Genomic DNA, 23,791 nt, shown 5'->3' with positions numbered 1-23,791 from the left:
TAATAGTGCAGATTTTACATTTTTTAAGATAACTATATTTGCTATACCTTTAATCTTCGGTGGCCTCTATTTAGCAACTAATTATGGCAATAAAAACAATCCTGACAATAAAGAAATTTCGGAAGGAGTTAAACTTACTTTAATTACTTATATTAAAATTTCAGGAATCATATTATTAATAAGTTTATTGATATTGATACTGTTTGGTATTAGTGTGTTTTAGCAACTGTCGAAAATCTAATGCATCGAATTAGATATTTAGTTTTAGTTAATTATAGTAGTTAAAATAATTCAATTTAAAATATACAATTGTGTTCACCGGCATCATCGAAACCCTCGGACGTGTAAAAAGCATCCGGGCAGAAAATACGAATAAACATTTTACCATACAGGCGGAGATTACCCCGGAGTTAAAGATCGACCAAAGTGTGTCGCACAATGGCGTTTGTTTAACCGTGGTGGCTATTCAAAACCAGGAATACACTGTAACGGCTATCCAGGAAACCTTACAGAAAACCAATCTAAATAGCTTACACCCCGGCGACTTGGTAAATCTGGAACGCTGCATGCAAGCCAATGGCCGCTTCGACGGGCACGTAGTACAGGGCCACGTAGATCAGATAGGTACTTGCTTAGCGGTAGTTGATCAGAACGGGAGTTGGCTGTATACCTTTGCATACGATACTACTGCGGGCAATATTATCGTGGAAAAAGGTTCTATTTGCGTGAATGGGATTAGTTTAACAGTAGTTAATTCGCAGCGTAATCAATTTTCGGTAGCCATTATCCCGTATACTTATGAGCACACTAATCTGCAAAATGTGCGGGCCGGCAGCACCGTAAACCTGGAGTTTGATATTATTGGTAAATACGTAGCTAAACTTTTAGGCAAATAGCCCCGGATAAGGTAGCAGAAATAAAAAAATTTAAAACAACGCTTTACAAGTAAAATCCGGCGGTTTTACATCCGCCGGATTTGTCGTATATTAATGAATGATTCGCTTTGATTAGTCGCGCTTTACGAGTTTGCTGAAGTTGCTGTCTTCGCTGAGGAGGATGGCTAACTTTTTAGCCTCAAATTCTTTGAAGAATTCGTCCCAACTAATTTCCTCGAAACTGTCGTTATCTTTGCTTTTCTTTGGGAAATGGATGCGCAGGACGCCGTCACCTTTTCCATCATCTTCGGTACCTTTTATTATAGACGGAACGCCGCCGTGTTGCTCGGCCCATTTTTCAATTTCTTTGCGGTTAGTGGTTTTTTTTGTTTCGCTCATAAGTTTATTTATTGGTGATATTACCCATACGCGGGCTAGTTAAGGTAAGGTTTATTTTTTTAAAAAAGTTTAAGATAACCCGTGTAAAGTATTGCCCAAATGCAAACCTGCGGAGTTCGTTATTGGTTGCTCGTTGTTCGAATAATAAAATTTAAAAAATCAGGCTCTTAGTATTATCCGGACAGCCATTTATGATTTGCGTAATCTTGAAAATATTACTTCGTTATACGGAGAGTTCGTGTAAACGCCAATCAGAGATTGGCTGCACCAAAAGTACTTAGAACGCTGCGCTAACTCTAAGCACAACGAATCCGATTATTTCCAACCTTCCAACCTTTCAACTTTATAACCTTCCAACCTGTAATTTGCAACCTGTAACCTGTAACCTGCAACTTTCCAACCTGCAACCAATTAGCGGCTGATTACCGTATGCCGGCTTACCCCGTAACCGCCCCATATTCCTAAGCCACCGGTAACATTAGAGCGCACGGTAGTCGGAAAGCCGAAGGGATTACCATTGCTGGCCCGGTCGGCCTCCAGCGTAAACCAGAATTGGTAATGTTGGTAGTCGATCGCGGCCCATTTTAAACGCACCGTATCGCCTTTTTTAAAATAACTGTAGGTTTCCAGGTCTACTTTCGCGGATTTCGGGTAACCCCGTTCTAAAGGAAATTCAATAGTGCGGCCATTTACAAATTCATCGGTTAACACCGAAGCCTGGTAGCCGGGGTAAAACGGTTCGGATGGCCGGCTGGTAAAAAACCGGACGTTATTACCTAACGTATCGGGATCCGGGTACCGGTACCACAACGTTACCAAGCTATCGTTTTTAGGATTAGGATGCGGCCGAAACCACAAAGAATCTACCGGCGTAGGAGTGGGTATGGTGGTAGTGGCACTTAAGGTCTTACCTTCCGCGGTAATTTGCAGGTGGTAGGTATTTCCAATTTCGCCTTTTAAATCCGGAGAAGTATAAACGGTTACTTTCGCTAGCGGCGAATTGGTTTCAATGGGCAGAGGAAAGCCAAACTGTTCACTAATAATTTGTTGCTGGTCAGTGGGTAAGCTAGTGAGCAGCACTTCTTGCAAAGGGTAAACCCTACCGGCAGACCGTATTGTAATGGCAGCCCGGTGCACAATAGCATTTACAAATGCCTCGGTTACGGCCGAACCAAATACCGGAATACTGCGGCTCAAAATAACATACGGTGGCGCATTTTGCTCGATATGGCCCTGCACCACAAATTTTTCTTCGCCCGCGGCCAAATCAATGGCAATATCTTCTTCGCAACTAATCAGCAATAAACTACAGCTTAGATTTAACCAAAAATTTAAAAAAAACTTCATGTTCAGAAACTAAAATTCCAAGTTACCGAGGGTATTGGAAAAGGAAACACACTTACTTTTTTAGCCTGCATGGTTAAAGAATCGGCGTAAGGGCTTCCCTCGTTATCGATGTAATAAAAGAAAGGATTATGCCGGCCGTAGGCATTATAAACGGCAAAAGTCCAGCTGGTTTGCAACCAACCCGGCTTTTTTTTCTGGTAAGTGGCCGATAAGTCTAAACGGTGAGTGGGCTGCATCCGGAAACCATTACGAGCTCCGTATTGGTAAATAACGGCATCTTCGATCACGTAACGCCGTTCGGGTAAAGTTACCGATTGGCCAGTGCCTAAAGTAAAAGTTCCGCCCAAGGTCCAGTTCGTATTATACTGATAGGAAGTTACCAAAGACAAGTCGTGGCGCCGGTCAGAACGGGCCGGAAAAGCTTTTCCGTTATTTAAATCCGGGAAAGTGCGGGTAGTACGTGCGACAGCATAACCTAACCAACCTTGCCACTTGCCCTGATTTTTCCGGATAAAAAACTCAGCCCCGTATGAGCGTCCATGGCCCACTACAAACTCGTACTCTAAATCTTTATTTAAAGGACCGGGCACGTAGCCTTCGCGGTATTCCAGTTGGTTATCCAGGGTCTTGTAATACACTTCCACAGAAGCTTCGTAGGCATTATTTTTAAAATTTTGAAAATACCCGCCCGCATATTGCCACGAAAACTGCGGTTTTACCAAAGCCGAACTCGGTACCCAAATATCAACGGGCAAAGCGGTATAGGCGTTAGACACTAAATGCAAATACTGCGCATTCCGGGATATTCCTGCCTTTACCGAGGCGGTTTTAGAAACAGAATACCGCCAGGAAAATCGCGGCTCCCAGGCCAGGTAATCTTTTACTTTTTGGTTGGCGGCATAGGTAACAGAATCAACCAGGCGGCCCGTTTGGTTAAAGTTAAACTGGGTAAAAGGTCCGGTTTGGCGCAAACCACTCAGGCGCAAGCCTATATTCAAAGCTAATCGTTCCGATACGGCCCAATCATCCGAAACGTAGACGGCAGCTTCGTATACTTGCTTGCGGCGAACCCGATCCGTCGAAAAATCTACTCCTTCTTCGGTTTGGGCGGTGCCCGTCCGAGGAGTTACTAAATGCCGGGTAAGGTGCAAGCCGTATTGCAGTGTGTGCCGCACGGAAGGGTAATAATCAAAATCTACTTTTACACCCACATCTTTTACGCCGGTATCTAGTTTAGAACTGTAATTATCAAAGTGCGAATCAAAAATAAAGCGGTATTGGTTATAAATGCCGGATACATTTAAGAACAGCTTATCAGAAAAAAGATGATTCCAACGCGCCACGGCTATTTTATTTCCCCAATCAAAATCTGCCTGAAAGCGGCCATCGGATAAGTCAAAGGCTCCTTTATCGTTGCCCAGGTAACCACTTAAATATAAGCGGTCTTGGCGCGAAAGAGTATAATTAATCTTGCCGTTTAAGTCGTAAAAAGAGTAGGGGACTCCGCCTTGAGCAGTATTTTTTAAAAAAGGATTGGCCAGCACGTCTAAATAAGTTCGCCTACCAGAAAGCATAAAGGAAGCTTTTTGCCGCGCCAGCGGGCCTTCTACTAAAAACCGGGAAGCAATTATACCCACGCCGCCTTCGGCCCGCAACTGATCTTTGTTTCCTTCTTTCATGCTGATGTCTATCACGGAGGCTAAGCGACTACCGTAGCGCGCTGGCATATTGCCTTTAATAACCGTGGTGTTGCGGATAGCATCGCCGTTGAACACAGAGAAAAAATTAAATAAATGACCTGGATTATACACCACCGCTTCGTCGAGCAAAATTAAATTTTGATCGGCACCACCACCGCGCACGTAAAATCCGGTATTGCCCTCGCCACCCGACTTGATGCCGGGCAGTAATTGAATGGTTTTTAAAATATCGGTTTCGCCAAATAATACCGGTAAAGTTTTAATTTGTTGGATAGGCAAAACTACCTGGCCGAGTTGCGTGCTTTTTACCTGCTCATCGGGCCGCTTATCCGAGATCACGACTTCTTCTACCTCCACCGAGGCTACCTCCAACAGAATGTCTTGTTGCTGGTTGTAAGTTAAGGTAATTTTAATTTCCTGGGCGCGGTAGCCTAAATACTGCGCGATTAGGGTGTAGGTTCCCGGAGCAAGGGTAATGGAATAGAAGCCGTAATTATTGGCCGCGCTCCCTTGACTGGGGTTTTGTTGAAGGCGTACGGATGCCCCCACTAAGCTTTCGCCCGAGGCGGCATCCCGAATATAACCACTAAGCGTATATTTTTGCTGCCCCCAAACGGAGCCCGAAATAAATAAAAGTAAGAGTAAAAAGAGCTTATTCAAAGGTATGAGTGGTTCGGCACAAAGATTTGTTATTTAAACAAATTGCAGCCCGGAAAGTTACCAGTAAGTTAGGTAATCCTTCATGAAGGAAACTGTAGAACAAAAAAGGAGTAAATAGTTTTTTATTTTTTAATAACCGTTGTGATTAACCCTTGAGCTAATTTTGTTAAAATTTTCTGCTTCTCTATTTATTGATTTTTTCCATCATTATACCCGGATCGGACAACGCAGTAAAACCAAATCTTTCATATAAGCCATGCGCATCTTTTGTTCCTAAACCCCATCTTTTAATTGCTTGTAAATCAGGGTGCGCCATTATTTCCTGCAGCAAAAAATTTCCTAAACCTTTATTTTGATATTCCTCCAGAATAAACACATCCAATAGCCAGGAAAAAACGCCAAAGTCAGTTATTACCCGGGCAAAACCAACTTGTTTATTTTTTAAAGTATATATGCCAAAACAAAACGAGTTTTCAATGGACGTCTCTATCGTTTCTCTACTTCTTGTTTTTGCCCAGTATGATTTATTTTGCAGAAAATCAATTATTACATTTTTGTCTAACTTAGTTTTTTCTGTTGATACGTAAAAATTGGTATTCATATAGAACCGGTTAAATTTTTTTAAAATTACCTGGTAAAATAAGGATGACGCACCAGGAGCTTGCGGAATAAAAAGCCGAATATAAGACCCAGTACAATGCCCAAAACGGCTCCACCCAGTACATCCCCGGGAAAATGCACCCCCAAGTAAACGCGACTATACGAGATGGCTACCGCCCAGATAAAGGCAAAAATTTTAAAATAACGGTATCGATCCGGCAGCATGAGCGCGAACAGCATGGCAATGGCAAACGTATTAGCCGCGTGCGACGATAAAAAGCCGAACTTACCCCCGCAACCCCCTACAATATTAATGGTTTCGGATAAAGTAGCATCGTGGCAGGGCCGCAATCGGGCAAAATACGGCTTAATAAAGCGTGATGAAATACCATCGGCGGCGAGTAATGCTAAACCTATAGCCAAAAACATCAGGATACTCTGCCGCCGGTGCCGGTAAATTAAATAGGCAGCTAAAATTAAATAAAAAGGAATCCAGAACAGTCGGTCCGAAATAGCCACCATAATAGGGTCCCAAAAACTGGAATGGTAGCCATTAATCGTCAAGAACCATTCCTGGTCAAGTTGTTTAATTTTTTCCAGCACGGGATTTAGTTGCAGGTTGCAGGTTACAGGTTGTGAGTTTAAATAATTAAAAATTTAGTTTTCTGAAGCGAAGATAAATTTTATGTGAAAATAAAGTATAAAAGTTGATTTGAACCTGCAACTTTCTCAACACATTTTTACAACCTGTAAGTTGCTACCTGTAACCTGCAACTCACTTCACCCAATCAATGCCTTTTTTTAAAAATTGCTGGGTTTTTTCTTCGGGGCTGCCGGGTTCGGGTTTGTAATTATAGCGCCAAGAAGCGTAAGTAGGCAAACTCATAAGAATAGATTCTACCCGTCCGCCCGTTTCCAGGCCGAACTTGGTGCCCCGGTCATGGACCAGATTAAATTCTACGTAGCGGCCCCGGCGCAGCAATTGCCATTCTTTTTGCTGATCCGTGTAAGTTAAATGACGATTTTGATTTATAATGTGGGTGTAAGTAGGGGCAAATACGTCGGCCACATCCTGCACCAAAGCAAATAGTTGATCTATGTCCATGTCTCCAGCCGGGGTAAGCCGGTCGAAGAAAACCCCCCCGATGCCCCGGGTTTCGTGGCGATGCGGCAAGTAAAAGTAATCATCGGCCCATTGTTTAAACCGGGAGTAGAAATCCGGATGATGCTGGTCGCACACTTTTTTAAGTTGTGCATGAAAATAGCGGCCTTGGACTACATCCACGTAAATCGGCGTGAGATCAATGCCGCCACCAAACCAAGCTTCGCCATTGCCGGCTTCCAGATAACGAACGTTCATGTGCGTAATCGGAATCATGGGATTGCTAGGGTGTAATACTACCGAAACGCCGGTGGCAAAATACCGGTTATCGGGCATTAGTAACTTAGCCGCGGCGGCTTGGGGCATTTCGCCGGAAACTGCCGAGAAGTTTACCCCACCTTTTTCGAAAATGGCTCCGTTTTGAATAACCCGCGACCGTCCCCCGCCGCCAGTTTCGTGTTGCCAATTATCTTCCTGAAAAAGTGCCTGGCCATCACATTCTTCTAATGCGCGACACAACCGGTCCTGAAATTCCCGAATCCAGGCTTCTACTCTTTTTTTCATTTTAGTGAATTACGAATGAATGTATTATTTAAAATTTTGAAGGTTTATGCTTACTGGGTCATTTTGGGCAACAATAAATTACCGGTATTTACGCCAGTACCAAATCAATAAAACTTTCTTTATTCTGGCGGCTAAAATTAATTAGTATTAATCAAAACAACTTACCGATTCGTTAAATAGAATTTTTAGTTACGGAGTAAGCCACTCTATCAACAAGCAATCAAGTTAGTTTAATAAGTTATAATATTTAGAAAATGGTGGAGGTACAAAAAAGTTTATTTGCCGATTATCAAATCTGTGGTGACAATAAGCAAGCATACCCAAGGTACCCTAAATGCAACAACGAAGAATTTTTTAAAAAAGATTACGCTAAAGCTGTTTTGAAACTAGGCAAGCAACAGGGAAGTAATGAGTTAAAAAAGAAAAGCATGTATTAAATAGATTAGCTATTTAAAGTATGATCTAAATGGTGGGCGGTTTAAATAGAAAAATTTAAAAAATGTATATAGTAGGATGGAAAGCAAATGGTAGCTCCCGGTATTACTATTCCAAAACAAATTACGCCAATAACCCAGTCGTAAAAACTGAATTATTGGCGTAATTGCTTAACCTGGCTACTAGAATTTTACGATGCGGTCTACTAAATAAATATTAGATCCTCTTACAATAATTAAATAAGTAGCCGTACGCAGGTCGGTAATATTCAAGGAAACGCTGTTTACACCGACAGAAGCAGGTATTTTCTTAGTTTGTATGACCTGGCCGGTTATATCGGTAATGGTAATTTGTACGTCTTCGGCTACCAGAGCCGTTACGTCCAAGCTAAACTCACCCGTAGTTGGGTTCGGATAAGCTTTTAATTGCGGACGGCTAACAAAAGCACGTTTCACGGCAATTACACCACTGTGCCGGTAGTTTCCTTTTACATTTACCATTTTTAAGCGGTAGTAGGTAGTTCCGTTATAGGGTTGTTTATCCAGGAAAGTATACCGCGAAAGTTGCGAAGTAGTACCGGCTCCTTTTACCCGCCCAATGGATTCAAATGTAACTCCATCCGAACTTCTTTCTACCTCATAATAGGCATTGTTGGTTTCCGAAGCCGTTTCCCAATTCAGCAAGGTCCCGTCTTTCTGCAGCTTGGCCGCAAACAAGATCAACTCCGCCGGTAATGGTATTTGCGTGGCATTGCTCCGGAAGGCGTAGTTCACGGTCGGCATGGTACCGTAGCTATCCTGATCAAACAAGTCAATCCAGCCATCGTTGTCAGAGTCGTGGTAAAAGCCGCTTCCAAAATCGACATGATTTAAGCGTTTGTCATTATCAGCATCTTCCAGCCAATTTGGGATACCATCACTGTCGCTGTCCGCAGTATTGTCGTAATAACCTGCGGCTGTTAAATTACCGGCTGTAGTAGCTGCTGCCTTGAACTTGTCAGCCAAATCTTTTAAATCCAACAGCGAGTAGCCGATTACTTTCGATGGGTCGCTATTGTTATCAAAAGCCTCAATAGCATCGCCGTACAAATCATCGTCGCTGTTTTCATCCAGATAATCGGGCCGGGGATTTAATACACCCGATACAACCGGGTAAAGCGGCGTACCGTTACTGCCGCAGCCGCATGTAGCATCGTAGGTATTATCAATGCCGTCCTTATCCGTATCGATGCCGCTAGGCGTGCGTACTGCCGGACTAGGTGTAGCTTGCGCTTCCAGGTAATCGCGTAATCCGTCGTTATCGGCATCAATGTCGAGGAAATTGTATAAGCCATCACCATCGAAGTCGTTTAAACTTGCAGCGGTGGTAGTGGTAGAACTACTTGGGATACCATTGCTACCTACCGGACTGGTAAGACGACCCGAGCTGGAACTATAGTTGGAGGAAGGTTCTAAACCATTAGGAGCCTGTTCTACCACGTCGGTAATCCCGTCTCCATCCGAATCTAAGTCAAAAGCATTGATGATGCCATCATTGTCTTTGTCAAATAATCTGTTTACGCCAGTGGTATTGTTAAAATTACCATTCGGGAAAGTAGGATCTTTATAATTTAGAATACCGTCATTGTCATCATCACCAGAGGGATCAAAGCCACCTGATTCCAGGATATCCGGAATGCCATCATTGTCATCATCTAAGTCTTCAGAATCTGCTATGCCGTCGCCATCTTCATCCATGATGGTAAAGGTAATTTCGCAAACTTCGTGACGGTTAGTAGAGCCTCCGGTACTAGCGGTAAAGCCAAAATAAACTGTAGGATTGCCGCCAAAAACAGTATTCACAAAATCTTCGGAGTAGCTGGCACGCAGCACATTATTAAAGTAAACATATAAGGTATTGGTACTTTTTTTCCAGATAATCCGCACCGGATGCGAGACATTATCTTCTACGTTAACGTTCGTACTGCTCATTTGCACTGCTTTCGTACCTTGTATAGTAGTGACGGGATCTCGTTCATCCCCATTTTTGAAAATAGAAATATGATCGTAAGCGGGTTCAATGGCTGCACTCCCGGTGAATGTGTTCTGATACGTATCAAATTCAATAGCCACAGAAGGCTTAATACCGCCGGTGCGAGCCGCCCCATCCCCAAAACCCAAACCTTCACCCGTTTGGCCACTGGCAAACAAAGGATTAGTAGTTCGTTGAAAGCCAAAAGCCATTCCATCGGCACCCCCATCTTTGTCACCTAAATAGGCGTTAAAGCTTACTTCAAAAGAGTTGGCAAAGTTAATGGGCGTTACACGCCACACTTCACCTCTTTTCGTTCCCTCATCTGGGGTTAACTGATAACAGTTGTCGGCCACTTTAAACGCGTCATTATTGGGCTGATACAGATCAGAGTTAATGGTAATAGAAACGGGTATATTGGTAGATGTTCCACCTTTAGCATCAATGGTATTCACCGTGGTGGCATAAGTACCATCCGCCACGGGGTTTGAATTAACCGTGATGGTACCATTAGTATTTAAGGTTAAGAATACCGGTAAAGCGGTTCCCGTACGCGTAGCACTAGTTATAGCCCCATCGGTATCAGATACAGTGGCCACTGGTGTTCCATTGGTTATAGCAAAACGGGAGTAAATATTAGTAGTGGAATAAACAGCCTCTACGTCGTTGTTAATCACAATGGTAACGGGTACGGTTGATTTGCCATTCTTATTATCTACCGTGTTAACGTTAGTTGTGTAGGTACCCGCGACTACAGAAGCCGCATTGTTCACGGTAATGGTTCCAGTAGATGCATTTAAACTCATCCAGGTAGGTAAAGCTGTTCCGGATACTACCGCTGAAGTGATAGCCCCGTCTAGATCCGACACCGTGGCCAACACTGAGTTAAGCGCCAAAGCATCCTTGTTATAAGTATTGGTCGCCGTACTAGAGTAAACCGCTTCTATATCATTGTTGATTGTAATGGAGACAGTTGGTGTTGATCTGCCGCCTTTATTATCTACCGTGTTAACGTTAGTTGTGTAAGTACCCGCTACTACGGCAGCCGCGTTATTCACGGTAATGGCTCCAGTAGTGGCATTTAAGCTCATCCAAGTAGGCAGAGCAGTACCAGCTACAATCGCCGATGTTAGTGCGCCATCCGCATCCGACACGGTCGCTAAAGTAGAAGTGGTAACTAGAGCGTCTTTGTTGAAAATATTAGGCGTAGAATAAACGGCTTCTGCATTATCGTTGATGATGGTAATAGACACCGTTGGCGTTGATCTGCCGCCTTTATTGTCTACGGTATTGATAGTAGTTGTGTAAGTACCTGCTACCACAGCGGCCCCGTTGTTCACGGTAATGGCTCCGGTGACGGCATCCAAGCTCATCCAAGTGGGCAGAGCAGTACCAGCTACAATTGCCGATGTTAAAGCGCCATCCGCGTCGGACACAGTAGCTATAGTAGAACCGGTAGCTAAAGCGTCTTTGTTAAAGGTATTCGGCGTTGAATATACGGCTTCTGCATTATCGTTGACGATGGTAATAGTTACAGGTACAGTTGATTTGCCGCCTTTAATATCCACCGTATTCACCGAAAAAGTGTAAGTGCCGGCCACTACGTTGGCCGCATTACTTACCGTTACTGCTCCGGTTAAGGCATTGAGGCTTGTTCCAGCGGGCAGTGTAAAACCAGCCGCCAAAGTGGCAGAGGTCAAGGCACCATCAGTATCGGTAACGGTAGCCAATACCGAGTTAAGCGCTAAAGCATCTTTGTTATAAGTATTCGGCGAAGAATAAACAGCAGCATTATCGGCAATAATAGCAATATTGTAGGTAGCCGGGGTTAGGTCTTCTGCGTTTTGGTTATCGACGGCGGTGTAGGTAAAGGAAAAAGTACCAGAACTACCATTAGCCGGGTCAAATTTTAAATTATTAACATCGCCTAGCAATACCTCGCTATTTACCGCTAAGGCCGTAGTACCTAAGTATAATGTGCCTTGCGCAAGAGTACCAGTAATTGATTTTATTACAAACTTAGTAACGGTACCCGGACTAGTGTCAGCGCCGGTAAAAGGAACAATGGTTACTGCATCCGCCGTACTGGGTACCGTTGCGTTTTTATCATCAGTAGTCGGCCGGACGTTGTTAGTGATGGCAATAGTATAATTTTCCGGCGTTAAATCTTCGGCACCTTGGTTATCAACGGCGGTAAAGGTAAAAATATACGAACCAGAAGCCCCATCTACCGGATCAAACCTTACATTAGCAACATCGGTAGCTAGTACTTCACTACCGGTCGTTAGAGCCGTGGTATTTAACAAGAGTGTTCCTTGAGCGGCCGTACCCGAAATGGATTTGATTATATACTTAGCCACTGAGCCTGGTGCCGTATCAGTGCCGCTAAAATCCGTAATATCAGTCGGTCCGTTGGTACTGGGCATAGTTACTGTTGCTACTGCTATAGTTACTGGCCGGGGATTATCCGTTACCGGAATGGTATAGGTAGCCGCCGAAGCATCAAGTGCTCCTTCATTATCACGGACCGTATATTGGAAGGTAGCGTTCCCGCTGAAACCCGCGGCGGGAGTATAGGTTAATAGGTTCCGGTTTACCCAATCGTATTCGGTACCAGTTGTAGTAAGTGCTACTCCATTATATAGGAGGGTGCCGGAAGTAGGTAAACTGGTTAAACGAAATTTAGCTATGGTACCATCGTCGTTAGCTGCCAAACCAGTATTTAAAGACACATTGGCGACTGTATTCAAGATAGCAGCATTGGTTACATTCTGAGCTACGGGTTCGCCGTTGATGGGAATAGTAAAAGTTCCAGTGTTACTAGTGAGTCCGCCGTTATCAGTAAGCGTAAATGTAAAAATAACATCGGCAGTATTACTTACAAGAGGAGTAAAGGTAATAGTTGGAAACGTAGCTAAAATGTAATCTTGATTGGCAACAGCTGGATTACCATTTACAATTAGAGTACCTTGCGTGGCAGTATTCGGAATAGTAGGAAACCGAAAAGATTGAAAATTGTTTTCTGGATCGGTGACGGTGGGTAGTCCTAAGCCCGTAGGACCGGCCGTATTTAGCAGCGTGGCATTGGTATAGTCGGTTACTACGGGTGCTTCATTTTGGTTGGTTACAGTTAAGGTAATAGTTCGGTCGGTAAAACCTGCTGGAGTACCGGTATCGGTGGCTCGCACTGTTACTACGTAAGTATTATCGTTCCCAACATCGGTAGGGCCTTCAAAATCAGGTGCGGTAAGAAATGTTAATACCCCCGCTGATGTTAAATTAAATTTGCCGGCATCGGCTCCGCCTGTAATGGTGTACGTAATGCTGTTATTTTCCGGGTCGGTAGCTGCCAGGGTTGTTACTGCGGTGTTGTTCTCCGCTACCGAGAGAGCCGCCGGAGTAGTAAATATGGGCGGTTCATTTACGTCAAGTACATTTATTAAAAAGCTTTGATTAGCAGAGTTGATGGTGCCATCGGAAGCAAATACCGTAATGGTAAAGTTTTGATCAGTTTCATAATTAATAACAGCGCCAGTAGCTACTGTCACCACTCCGGTAGTAGCGTCTATAGCAAAACGATTACCCGGATTGCCACCTGCTGCGAAAGCATACGTAATAGTAGCTCCCGCATCCGGATCTGTTGAACGAGCAGTGATATTCACTAAAGTACCGGCAGTGGCGTTTTCAGCTATCGTATTAGCAGTAGCATTAAAGTCGATTGGCGTGGTAGGAGGATCATTAACCGGAGTAACATTAATGTTAAAAGTTCGGTTAATGAGTGTATTGGTGCCATCTGATACTGAAAATCCGAAACTGGTAGTAGACGGCTCATTACCATTATGCGCGTACTTTATTAGACCACTGTTAATATTTGCTTGGGTAAAAGTACTATATAAAGCAAAATCTTCGCCTGCATCAATTATGTTGTCACCGTCCGTATCCCGGAATAAGGTACCGTTATTCACCGCGGTGGTTATGGTGTAGGTTACGGTAGCCAACTCTGGATCAGTAAATTCGAGCAAGGTGTTGTTGATTAAGCCGGTTGCACCTTCAGCTACAGTGAGAGTAGCGTTAACTACTTGCACCAGCGGTTCGTTTACATCGGTAACTGCAATGGTAAATATCTGCTCGGTAAAGGCCGTCGGAGTGCCATTATCAGTTACCCGCACCGTAATATTATGCGAAGTCGCGTTTTCGAAATTAAGTAAAGTGCCATCTGCCACGGTAACAACACCCGAAGTAGGATTAATAGTAAAACGACCACCCGCATTATCTGATAAAGAATAGGTGAGAGTGGTGGGCGCATCAGGGTCAGTAGCTTGAGCAGTGATACCTACGGTCGTACCGTTCGTGGCATTTTCGGCAATTGTGTTAATAGCCGGATTGTTATCAGTGGGAGTAGTAGGTGCCTCGTTGACATTGATCACGTTTACGGTGATAGCCTGTTCATCGTACAGGTTACCGGTACCGTTATCGGTTACCCGGACGATTACTTCGTAACCGTTATTAGCTCCCACATCAGTTGGTAATTCAAAGTTAGGCGAAGATAAAAACGTTAATGCCCCGGTAGTAGAATTAATAATGAATTTCGTTTGATCATCACCGCCGGAAATGCTATAGGTAAGAGTCGTACCACCCGTAGCACTGTTATCATTAGTAGCTATAACCGTGGTTATCACCGCTGTACTGTTTTCCGTAAAGGAAACAACGGCTGTCGCATTGCCACCATTAGAAGTAATATCCGGGGCCGCATTTACCTGAACCGGAATAGAGTAGGTACCCGTGTTAGATACATAACCGTCATTATCGTTAGTAGTAAAGGTAAACGTAACAGTGGTGGCCGTAGTAGTATTAGGTTGGTAGGTTAATCCGGTTAACTGGTTAGCAGTGGCCGAATAGGTGTTGGCCAGATTAGCTGCGGTAACAGCAACACCGTTAATGTAAAGTGTACCTGAAGTAGGCAGACTAGCAATTTTAAAATTAACAATAGTGCCATCAGCGTCGGTGGCGCTTAAAGAGGTGATCGGCTTTTGGGTAGCATTATTTGCAACAGGAGGCGTCGTTGTATTACTTACTGCTGGAGCCGCATCAATTGGAATGGAATAAGTAGCAGTATTAGTAGAGTAGGTCACGCCATTATTATTGCTAGCTCTATAACTAAAGGTAGCCGTACCAAAATAACCAGGTGCGGGATCAAACTGTAAACTAGCAGCTTGCGCAGCAGTTAGCGTATAATAGCCACCTGTTAATATAAAGCTCATTATAGGCATCATAGTTCCTCCATACAACACGCCTTGAGCAGCAGTTGGTAAGGAAGAAGCTAAAATTTGGTAAGTAGTGATAGTTCCGCCAGTAGCACTTAAAGAAGCAATGTTCGTTGCAGCAAGGGAATTGAGCAAGGGAGCAGTAGTAATATTCGTGGCGGTTGGTGGTAAAGTTGTTGGGTTATTACCCCGGTCTGTGTTACTTACCGGAATGGTATAAGTAGCTGTATTAGATATAACTGAATTGTTATCGGTTGCCCTATAAGTAAAAGTGTTGTTTTGTCCTGCTCCATTACCATTTATAGTAGGAGCAGTATAAGAAAGCTGCGTTGCTTGAGTTGGCGTAATAACTTGACCAATAGTAGCAGCTATCCCGTTTACGAGCAGAGTTCCCGCATTAGGTAAGCTGACAATGGTAAAACTCGCAATGGTGCCATCTGTATCAGTAGCACTTAACGCATTAATATTAGTGGTTATGGTTTCGTTTGCAGTGGACGTAATTACATCACTTGCCAACGGCGCGGCGTTCACCGGAATGCGGTAAAGGGCTGGCGTATCATCGGTCGTACCTCGGTTGTCGGCGGCGGTAAAAGTAAAAGAAGCGATACCCGTGAAAGTCGCCGCCGGATCGAAGGTAAGCGTAGTAGCTTGGGCTGGCGTAATTATTTGTCCGGCTGTAACGGCGGTACCGCCAAGGGCTAAGATGCCCTGCGCCGCAGTTGGTATAGTTGAAATGGTGTAACTAGCAATAGTACCGTCGGCATCCGTAGCCGCTAAAGCGGAAATAGCAGTGGCAGCAGCGGTATTGGCCAAAGTAGTAGCATTGGTAACGTCCGTAGCTACCGGCGGATTATTGATTAAAATAGTGAGAGAATAGGTAGCCGGGCTGGCATCAAAAGCTCCGCTATTATCGGTAACTGTATACGTAAAAAGAGCTGTTCCCGTAAAACCCGCCGCTGGGTCAAATTTAAGGGTACTGGCTTGTGCCTGGTTTAATACCTGGTTAAGCGTAACGGCTGTAGTACCGTTAGCTAAATACAAAATGCCCTGGTTGGTGTTAGGTAAGCTGGTGATAGTGTAAGAGGCAATAGCGCCATCCGTTTCGTACCCAATTAACGACCGAATGGTGGTTGCTGGGTCGGTATTATAAAGATTATCGCCGGTTACATCAATGGCCGTAGGTACACAATTAGGAGCCACAGGAGCTACAAGAACCGGACGAGTGGCAGTTTGGTTAAATTCTCCTACTAAGCCGGGAGTCGCCCCAAAATTACTGCCGTCGAAGGTAGTGCCGGCCGTTCCAAAATTTACATTTGCCCCGGCCAGCGCACCATTAGCTAAAATGATACCGCCGCCCCCACCGCCGCCCGGACCGTGGTTGCTGCCGCCCCCGTGTTAGTGCCCCCGGTACCTCCGTTCGCATTTACCGTTACAGTGTTTAATGCGGCATCGGCGCTGGTAATAAGTACGCTTCCACCCGCACCGCCGCCGCCGCTGCCGTCGTTTAATATGGTATTATTCGCATTGCCACCATTAGCAGTAATGGTACCATTACCGGTAACATAACCAGCCCTTACTAAAACAATGCCCCCACCGGCCGCCCCACTGCTCGCGAAACCAACTCCCGGATTACCGGTACCGTCATTGGTGGAACCTGCCCCGCCGCCGCCGCCCATTAGTAAGCGGGTAGTAATCACCGACGCTAAATCTCTGCCGCCCACACCACCAGTAACACCTGGATCATTCCAAGCGTTGCCACCTGTGCCGCCGGCTCCACCGTTGCTGCCGCCGCCGCCGCCGGTATTCTCGCTGTTATTCGTTGCTCCATCCGTACCGCCGCCGCCGGCGTTACCAGGAGCGCCGCGCGCCGAGCTACCGTTCGGATAACCCTCTACTGTTGTATTTAACAAGGTACCGCCATTGTTTACGTAAGCGGGAGTACCTGCCAGACCTTCCCCTTTTTGACCATGCGTATTAACCGTAGATAAGTTTCTATAATCGGTATTTGGCCCGGTTCCACCATTAAGCTGGCGACCGGCCCCTCCCCGAAAACCTAGACCGTTCACGTTAATGCCATTTCCGTTAAAATTTAAATTACCCGCTACATCCAATACTACCACGCCGCCCGTGGAACCATTCCAGGCTGGTGCCGTAATAGTTGCGCCTAGAGCTGCATTGCTGTACTGCGGCACTCGGATTACCTGAAACCGTTTCTGACCCTGCATACCGTAGGCCGCATTGGTGTAGCTGTTTACCAGGTTAGCCACTGTAAAAGCTCCGGCAGTGATACCGCTGGTAGCAATCGCGTATTCGTAAATACCCGCTACATTGTTCGTAACCGTACCGTAAGTGTTATCGTTAACAGCCGAATTTAAATCAGCGCCCTGCATTTGAATGATTAATACTAAATCACCCGCGGTAATTTGGGTAGCACTACCCACTGAAGTTCCTATGGGTATACTTCGATTAGCTCCTGCTGTTACTGATGCCGTACCAGGATAGTACGTGTTGACAATAGTAGTAGCGCCACTCAAAACTCCGTCTTTTCCAGGTGTAGAACAAACTTGCGCCATTGTTCTAAAAGAAATAGTTACAAGTATAATGAGGATTACTAATGAGTAGAGTTTATTCATAATCAATAAAGTATAAGCAATACAGAACCGATAACCCTAAAAGGGCTTTATTTCTATGGTAAGTAATGAAAATAAAAAGCAGTAAGCCCCCAAAGGTGGCTATAACCAGCTTACACGAAATATTATTAGATTGGAGAGAAAACTAGATAAAATCTAAATTCTCAAATGATTGATTTAGTTAGTAAAAAACTTATATAACAGTATATACAAGAAAAAAATATTAGATAAAAACAATATCCAAAATGTACGATTAAACAAGCGCGACTTAGGAGAACTCTTCGCTTGTTTAGGCTTTGCTATAACTGGTTTTGCCCGGTCAATTAGTATATTCGAAACGTACTTGTAATTTGAAGATGCATATTTAAAATTAGGTAATGTCTTCATGTAACTTTTAAATAGTGTTGTTTACATTAAAAATGTTACAATCACTGCGGCAAATTTATATAAGCTTATTTTAGTCAATATAAATTTTCGATGAACCGCCTGATTTAACAGGTGAACTTACAATACCAGATGTTCAACTCAAAAATAAGATTTTTCCGCGTTTATTGCAACCTTTTTATAACGTGTTTTAATCCAAAAAATTATATTTAAAGTCCGATACAGATGTTTAAAATGCAATTTTGATAATTATAAATCTGGTACTTCCCAAGTACTATACAATCCTATATTAGTTGGGGATTACGAAAATTTAATTTTAAGTTTTTAAATTAATATAAACAATTGAGCTGGTCCAAGGGTCGGGAGTAATCCATAATACAATTGCTGGAAGGGGTGACTTGTTCTAAATACCACTAAACAACTGCAAATAAATTACAATTAAAAAGGATAGCCAATACCCAAGTTAAATGTAGTATGATTGTTATTGCGGTTAAAAATATCGGCTAAAGTAAATTGATTTAAAACGTAACGGCTGCCTTTGGGATAGGAAGGATCAAAAACCTTTGTAGAAAAATCAAAACGAGCGATTAAAAAATTAAAATCAAAACGTAAACCAGTACCTATGCCCACGGCAAATTCACTTAAAAAGTCGCGCCATTCAAACTGAGAATCTGGGCGGTTAATATCTTCCGAAATCATCCAGGTATTACCGGCATCAATAAACAAAGCGCCGTTTAAATAGCCAACAATGTTGAAACGGTGTTCTAAACTAGTTTCAATTAACAACTCGCCGGGTTGTTCGGTATCGTAATCTTTTTCGTACAAAATATTTCCGGCTGCATCACGCAAAATTTCGTTGGTAGTAGTATTGCGTTGCGGTCGCTGGGCTTGGTAAGCTCCTGGTCCTAAGCGACGGGGACGCCACGCACGAATACTGGAACCACCTCCGCCAAAGAAATACTTATCGTATGGCAAACCTACCGAACGAACCGGTTGAGCTACTCCTACATTTACCCGGTAAACCAAAAACGCTTTACTCGACATTTTATAGTACTTGCGGAAATCACTATTTACCCGGAAAAACTTATATAACCGCAAGTCTCCTACATGATCTATAGAGGCATCACCGTTAAATTGTTCAGCGGCCAAAGTAGTTAAGCCGCCCAGCTCGGTGAACAATCGCCAGAATTGGCCGGAGTTATCATTACGGAAATTGTTATAAAAACGCGTAAAATTAATACTGGGTACTAAGGCATTGGTAAAACTTTGGCCGTAAGTAGTATTTTTATTGAGCAACGAATCAAAATCCGGCGATAACCGGGGCGTTTTAACTAAGCTGATATCTAAAGGGGTAAATACATACTGCAACGTGGAAGACGGCTGCCAGATATAGTCAAAAGTAGTCTCCAAGTTCGTCCGGATATATTCTCGGCGATCGACGTACGTATACGAAATGTTTAACCGGGAACGTGGATTAAAGCGGCTAAACTGCTTTTTAACCCGGAAAGGTACCAAAAACTGCGGAAAAGTTAATCCTACGTTACCTCCCAAATCTTTCATATAAATAGACTCGTTAAAATCCAAACTGCTGTACTGGCCTTGTAAACCGCCGCGCAGACCAATATCTAAAATTTCGGCTCCACCTAAAATGTTGCGTACTTTTAAACGCACATTGGCAAAAGGACCGGGCAAAAGCGCGGTGTAACTGCCACCAGCTTCGCTAGTTTCCTGATATTTTTTAGTGGGTGATACATTTACAGTAGCATCTAGTTGCGGACCATGAGTGGAGTCGGCGATTATGGCATAGTTTACCGAATTAAATCGGAACATATCCAAATTGTTTAATTGCTGCTGAGTTTGCTGCGTTGATTCTAAACTGTATCGCTGTTGCGGGTAAACCGTTAACTTACTGTCCAGAACCTTGGGATTTATTTTGTGCTGATAGGCAAGGTATTTTACATTATTGTACCAGATGGTATCTCTTTTAAAACCAAAGCGGTTTAAACCCGCATCGGCCACGAAGTTTACTTGCCGAATACGATATTGTTTATGCGGTTGATTGTTTTTATTGTTGGCAATGATGTAGGTAAAGTGAGCGGCATAGGAGGCGTAATTGGTATCTACTTTAGCCGTGATAAAAGGCTTCCTAAATTCAAAAAATCCCATGTTTCGCAGCAAAATCTCCAAACGGTTACGTTCCTGGTCAATAATTTCTTCGTCGTAATTCTGACCAATCCGGAGCAAAGCATTACTTTGGGTAGAATCCACGATTCGGGCAATTACCGGATCCGGGCTATTGTACTGGAGCTGGATAATTTTGGTGGGTTTGTCTTCTTTCACCAAAATATTTAAGTACACCTTTTTATTTTTAATTTCTTCGGTGTACGAGACACTACTATGGAAAAAGCCTTTGGTATTTAAGTACGTTTTTATCTGCCGCAGCGTAGATTGGGTTTTCAGGGTATCGTAAATAGCGGGTGGCTCCCCCACGGTCATGAGCCAATTGCCCTCTTCTTTTTTACGAGTCATTACGGCTAACCGCTGTTCGCGCTTCGCCAGAATATCCGATATTTTTAAAGAATCAGTGCCGGCAGCCGCTATTTTGGCATTGGTTTGTATCCGGTATTCTTCCATCCAACGCTGTATTTTAGCTGGGTTATAAAACTTGCGGCCAAAATAGTAAAGCGATAAGTAAGGAGTAGTGCCTAAAATCTTTCGATTTGCTTTTTGTTTATATAAGGTGCTAATTTTGGCCGGATCATTTACTTCTACTCCGTGAAGTTTGATGGAGTACAACAGATTTTGTTGTTTTTCTAAATGCCGGGTTGGCACGCACGATGCGGCTAACCCCCAAATACCTAGTATGAAACAGATATAACTCGCTAACTTCAAAACTACTCGTGCTATGTTATCGAAAGCCGTTTTAAAATATATTAATTCTTTACAAATAAAAAAATACCGCCACCTGCACCAGGCTTTTTTGGTGGAAGGGGCCAAAAGCGTAAAAGAACTGCTTCAATCAGACTTCTCCATTGAAAAACTATTCGTAACAGAAGAATTTCTCCGTAAAAGTACCGAAATAAACTTTAATAATGGGACCTACGAGTTAATCGATGAAAAAGACTTAGTGAAAGCAGGAACCTTGATAACGAATAACGCGGCATTAGCCATTGTCCGGATGAAGCCGCTGGATTTTTTTAATCCGGAAAAAGCATTATTTACCTTAGTACTGGATGATATCCGCGATCCTGGAAATTTAGGAACGATTATCCGGTTGGCCGATTGGTACGGTTTGCGCACGATTTTCTGTTCGGAAAGTTGCGCTGATTTTTACAATCCTAAAGTAATAGCGGCAACAATGGGTTCTTTCACGCGGGTGCAGGTAGTATACGTGGACTTACCAGAATTTTTAAAAAATGCACCTTCCAACATACCAGTTTTTGGCGCTTCGCTGCACGGTCAAAACATTCACCAGTTAACTTTAGAACCCGTCGGAATGCTAGTAATGGGCAACGAGGCGCATGGCATTCGGCCGGAAGTGGAAAAGCACGTTCAGGAGTTAATTCAAATACCACGTTTTGGAGGGGCAGAATCTTTGAATGTTGCTAATGCAACCGGTATTATCCTGGATAATTTTTTTCGGAATAAGTAGGAGCAGGGTTACAAGTTACAGGTTGTAAGTTTTAGGTCGTTGGGGTTTATGGAACCGAATCAGAATCTAAAAATTTACTTGATAGTAATCTTATTCCAGTACTCAAGTTGTGGTAATTAACTGCAATAAAGAAGGAGATCCTGCGTGAGATCTCCTTCTATAAAATTTAAAAAATTTAGCTTATATCCGGAAGCCAAAGCTTACTACATTCATTTTCGGACCGCGGTTTTCTTTAAATAAATCGTTCATGTTGTATTTGGCGAACAAGTTAATCCATTTATAGCCTATCACAAAGTTAACGCCGTACTGCATGTCTTCGAGGTTATAATTGCCGCGTTCTTTATCTTTATAGGTATTGCCTTCGCTTTGGTATTTAATTTTGGTATGCGAACCCAACCGATAACCAATAAAGCCGCCACCCCCGATTTTAAAAGATTCTTTGCCGTTTCGATCTTTAAAATTAAGTTCCAGCATTAAAGGCAGGTTAATAGAAGAAGCCGTTAATTTGCTTTTTTCGAGGGATAAGGTTGTCTCGTTGTAAAATACCGTAACATCGTTCTCATCCGCAATGCGGTGATTTTTAGCCAGCATGTAATTGTTAAAGGCAAATTCCAAACCAGTCCGCAAATGCAGCGGGCTCTTAACCCCACCTAAACGGGTAGTAATGTATTGGTTTAAACTAACAAACCGCGACCCAATAGGCTTTAAATCAAAAAGGCTGTTTTTCGTTTCGGGTAAGTTCACGAAGGTATTCAGGCCAAGATCCACGGTGCTGAAAAAGTGGTGCCGCCGGCTCATTTTTCGCTCATTTCTAGCTCTCCGGACACTATCATTGCGCGAATTTATCAGTACCCGTACGTTTTTCTCTTCTTGGTTGTTAGTATCATCGTCCTCGTAATCTACTTCTACTTTAACTACATCCGAAGCTCTCGCCTGCCAAGTTTGTCTGTTGCCGTTGTTGCTGCTCGACATCCGGATTTTAACTTGTTCCGGTGCATGCGCATTATTCATATCCTTGGCCGGATAAAAAGTCATGGTGATCTCGGCGGAGCCATTTGAATTAGCTTTACTCATACTTTCCACCTGCTGTACGTATTTATCGAGCAAAACCATTAAAGAATCCAGGCTGTAGTGCTGAAAGTTTTTGAGTTGCCCGGTATTTTTTACCTGCAAAGTTAACGAAGCTCCATCGGCCATTTTTATTTGAATGGTATCCCGGAGAGCCAGGGGATTAATTAATTGGGGAGCCGGACCGTTCGCTAAGGACACAGTCGTAGCGCCGGCCCAAAAAAGGGCAGTAGCTATAAGTAGGCGTTTCATATAATAAATGATTAGAGATTAATTACTTTGGTATATTTTTGTTTAAAGAGTTTGCTTTCTACATCAATGCGGTAATTGGCATTAAGGCCAAGAGTAGATAACTCTACTTTTTCCCCATTTTTTAAATTTCGGGCCTGCTTAAAGATGTTTTTAACTAAACGGCCTTTCTTGGAAACATTTTCTTTAATTGCTTCTTCTACGGTTTGGTACCCGTTATCCGGGGCAGCAGCCAATACTTCCGGATCTTTCTTAATAATAACTTCCATTACATACTCGGAGGCAGCCGGTGCTGAGTTGGATGAAGTAGTATTCGGAGCGTTTGTTGTGGCAATATCAGTATTGTAGTTTTCCGGGGTGGCTGCTTTATCCGGATGGTTGGTGTAAGGCAGCGACTTTGCCGCAGCTACTAATATTCCGGGCCGAATTTTTTTAACTTTTTTTACAGGTTTATTAACGGGAGCGGTATTGCTGGTGCTGTTCTTTATATTTTTTTCGGTGCTTTGCGGTTCCATCGTGGACAATGCCGAAGGTGTTTTAGGGCCTACATCGGCTAAGCTGGTTTCCAATTTTGGTTCTACTTGCAAGGGCACCGTTAATGGCTTTAACTGCGTGAGCTGGATATTGGGATTTAAGCTATTGGTATTTAAATAAAAATATAAGGCTCCTGATAAAAGTGTTACCGTAAATACCGCTGCGGCGTAATACACCCACATTACCGATTTTTTCTTTTGGGGCGGTTCCATTTTACTTTGTAACCGAGCCCAGGCATCGGCGGATGGTGCCGGAGTAAATTGGTTAAATTTATTTTTAAAATATTGGTCTACTTCTTCTTCCTTCATGACACTATTT

At 43.4% G+C, this 23,791-nt stretch carries 14 protein-coding genes; 3 read left to right on the top strand and 11 right to left on the bottom strand.

Annotated features, from left to right (window positions below):
• The first annotated feature begins 311 nt into the window (after window positions 1-311).
• A complete protein-coding gene (locus tag AHMF7616_RS08635; protein ID WP_115372524.1) occupies window positions 312-896 on the top strand; it encodes a riboflavin synthase in 585 nt (194 codons plus the stop codon).
• A 111-nt stretch (window positions 897-1,007) separates the two neighbouring features.
• Here the strand turns inward: AHMF7616_RS08635 and AHMF7616_RS08630 are convergent, their stop codons facing one another.
• The 6 genes from AHMF7616_RS08630 to hemF form a co-directional block, all read right to left on the bottom strand.
• Window positions 1,008-1,274, bottom strand: coding sequence for a hypothetical protein (locus tag AHMF7616_RS08630; RefSeq protein WP_115372523.1), 267 nt, complete (start codon window positions 1,272-1,274; stop codon window positions 1,008-1,010).
• Window positions 1,275-1,685: 411 nt separating this feature from the next.
• Window positions 1,686-2,621, bottom strand: a complete 936-nt coding sequence (locus AHMF7616_RS08625) for a DUF4249 family protein (protein WP_115372522.1) — start codon at window positions 2,619-2,621, stop codon at window positions 1,686-1,688.
• 2 nt (window positions 2,622-2,623) lie between these two features.
• Window positions 2,624-4,981, bottom strand: coding sequence for a TonB-dependent receptor (locus AHMF7616_RS08620; RefSeq protein WP_115372521.1), 2,358 nt, complete (start codon window positions 4,979-4,981; stop codon window positions 2,624-2,626).
• A gap of 184 nt (window positions 4,982-5,165) precedes the next feature.
• Window positions 5,166-5,582, bottom strand: coding sequence for a GNAT family N-acetyltransferase (locus AHMF7616_RS08615; RefSeq protein WP_115372520.1), 417 nt, complete (start codon window positions 5,580-5,582; stop codon window positions 5,166-5,168).
• Between the two features lie 26 nt (window positions 5,583-5,608).
• Window positions 5,609-6,184 (bottom strand): phosphatase PAP2 family protein, encoded by a 576-nt coding sequence (locus tag AHMF7616_RS08610; protein WP_115372519.1) that lies wholly within the window; start codon window positions 6,182-6,184, stop codon window positions 5,609-5,611.
• A gap of 172 nt (window positions 6,185-6,356) precedes the next feature.
• Window positions 6,357-7,247 (bottom strand): oxygen-dependent coproporphyrinogen oxidase, encoded by an 891-nt coding sequence (gene hemF / locus AHMF7616_RS08605; protein WP_115372518.1) that lies wholly within the window; start codon window positions 7,245-7,247, stop codon window positions 6,357-6,359.
• 254 nt (window positions 7,248-7,501) lie between these two features.
• Here hemF and AHMF7616_RS08600 point away from each other — a divergent pair, with 254 nt between their 5' ends.
• Window positions 7,502-7,684 carry a hypothetical protein gene (locus AHMF7616_RS08600; RefSeq protein WP_115372517.1) on the top strand — a complete coding sequence of 61 codons (183 nt, stop codon included), beginning with the start codon at window positions 7,502-7,504 and terminating at the stop codon, window positions 7,682-7,684.
• Between the two features lie 180 nt (window positions 7,685-7,864).
• Here the strand turns inward: AHMF7616_RS08600 and AHMF7616_RS08595 are convergent, their stop codons facing one another.
• The 3 genes from AHMF7616_RS08595 to tamL all read right to left on the bottom strand — a co-directional run bounded on the left by AHMF7616_RS08595 (window position 7,865) and on the right by tamL (window position 20,862).
• The gene (locus AHMF7616_RS08595) at window positions 7,865-16,156 is read right to left on the bottom strand and encodes a lectin-like domain-containing protein (RefSeq protein ID WP_115372516.1); all 8,292 of its coding nucleotides are present in this window, start codon (window positions 16,154-16,156) and stop codon (window positions 7,865-7,867) included.
• 137 nt (window positions 16,157-16,293) lie between these two features.
• A complete protein-coding gene (locus AHMF7616_RS08590; RefSeq protein ID WP_147275633.1) occupies window positions 16,294-17,589 on the bottom strand; it encodes a hypothetical protein in 1,296 nt (431 codons plus the stop codon).
• An 819-nt stretch (window positions 17,590-18,408) separates the two neighbouring features.
• Window positions 18,409-20,862, bottom strand: coding sequence for a translocation and assembly module lipoprotein TamL (gene tamL / locus AHMF7616_RS08585; protein WP_115372514.1), 2,454 nt, complete (start codon window positions 20,860-20,862; stop codon window positions 18,409-18,411).
• Between the two features lie 13 nt (window positions 20,863-20,875).
• On the opposite strand from tamL, the gene AHMF7616_RS08580 reads away from it, so the two are divergent.
• Window positions 20,876-21,622 carry a TrmH family RNA methyltransferase gene (locus tag AHMF7616_RS08580; RefSeq protein WP_115372513.1) on the top strand — a complete coding sequence of 249 codons (747 nt, stop codon included), beginning with the start codon at window positions 20,876-20,878 and terminating at the stop codon, window positions 21,620-21,622.
• Window positions 21,623-21,802: 180 nt separating this feature from the next.
• Here the strand turns inward: AHMF7616_RS08580 and AHMF7616_RS08575 are convergent, their stop codons facing one another.
• Both AHMF7616_RS08575 and AHMF7616_RS08570 read right to left on the bottom strand, forming a co-directional pair.
• Window positions 21,803-22,942, bottom strand: coding sequence for an outer membrane beta-barrel protein (locus tag AHMF7616_RS08575; protein ID WP_115372512.1), 1,140 nt, complete (start codon window positions 22,940-22,942; stop codon window positions 21,803-21,805).
• A gap of 11 nt (window positions 22,943-22,953) precedes the next feature.
• Complete coding sequence (locus tag AHMF7616_RS08570) at window positions 22,954-23,781, bottom strand: hypothetical protein (RefSeq protein ID WP_115372511.1); 828 nt, start codon at window positions 23,779-23,781, stop codon at window positions 22,954-22,956.
• Between the last annotated feature and the right edge of the window lie 10 nt (window positions 23,782-23,791).

The sequence above is a fragment of the Adhaeribacter pallidiroseus genome (assembly GCF_003340495.1).
Lineage (GTDB): Bacteria > Bacteroidota > Bacteroidia > Cytophagales > Hymenobacteraceae > Adhaeribacter > Adhaeribacter pallidiroseus.
Note: the sequence above shows the minus strand (reverse complement) of the source record. Positions and strands in the feature narration are given on the sequence as shown.

What these genes read in the sequence shown, in the direction of transcription:
- AHMF7616_RS08580 (WP_115372513.1), top strand. Translation starts at nt 20,876, where the DNA reads ATGTTATCGAAAGCCGTTTTAAAATATATTAATTCTTTACAAATAAAA.
- AHMF7616_RS08625 (WP_115372522.1), bottom strand. Translation starts at nt 2,621, where the DNA reads ATGAAGTTTTTTTTAAATTTTTGGTTAAATCTAAGCTGTAGTTTATTG.
- AHMF7616_RS08615 (WP_115372520.1), bottom strand. Translation starts at nt 5,582, where the DNA reads ATGAATACCAATTTTTACGTATCAACAGAAAAAACTAAGTTAGACAAA.
- hemF (WP_115372518.1), bottom strand. Translation starts at nt 7,247, where the DNA reads ATGAAAAAAAGAGTAGAAGCCTGGATTCGGGAATTTCAGGACCGGTTG.
- AHMF7616_RS08590 (WP_147275633.1), bottom strand. Translation starts at nt 17,589, where the DNA reads ATGAATAAACTCTACTCATTAGTAATCCTCATTATACTTGTAACTATT.
- AHMF7616_RS08575 (WP_115372512.1), bottom strand. Translation starts at nt 22,942, where the DNA reads ATGAAACGCCTACTTATAGCTACTGCCCTTTTTTGGGCCGGCGCTACG.
- AHMF7616_RS08630 (WP_115372523.1), bottom strand. Translation starts at nt 1,274, where the DNA reads ATGAGCGAAACAAAAAAAACCACTAACCGCAAAGAAATTGAAAAATGG.
- AHMF7616_RS08600 (WP_115372517.1), top strand. Translation starts at nt 7,502, where the DNA reads ATGGTGGAGGTACAAAAAAGTTTATTTGCCGATTATCAAATCTGTGGT.
- AHMF7616_RS08570 (WP_115372511.1), bottom strand. Translation starts at nt 23,781, where the DNA reads ATGAAGGAAGAAGAAGTAGACCAATATTTTAAAAATAAATTTAACCAA.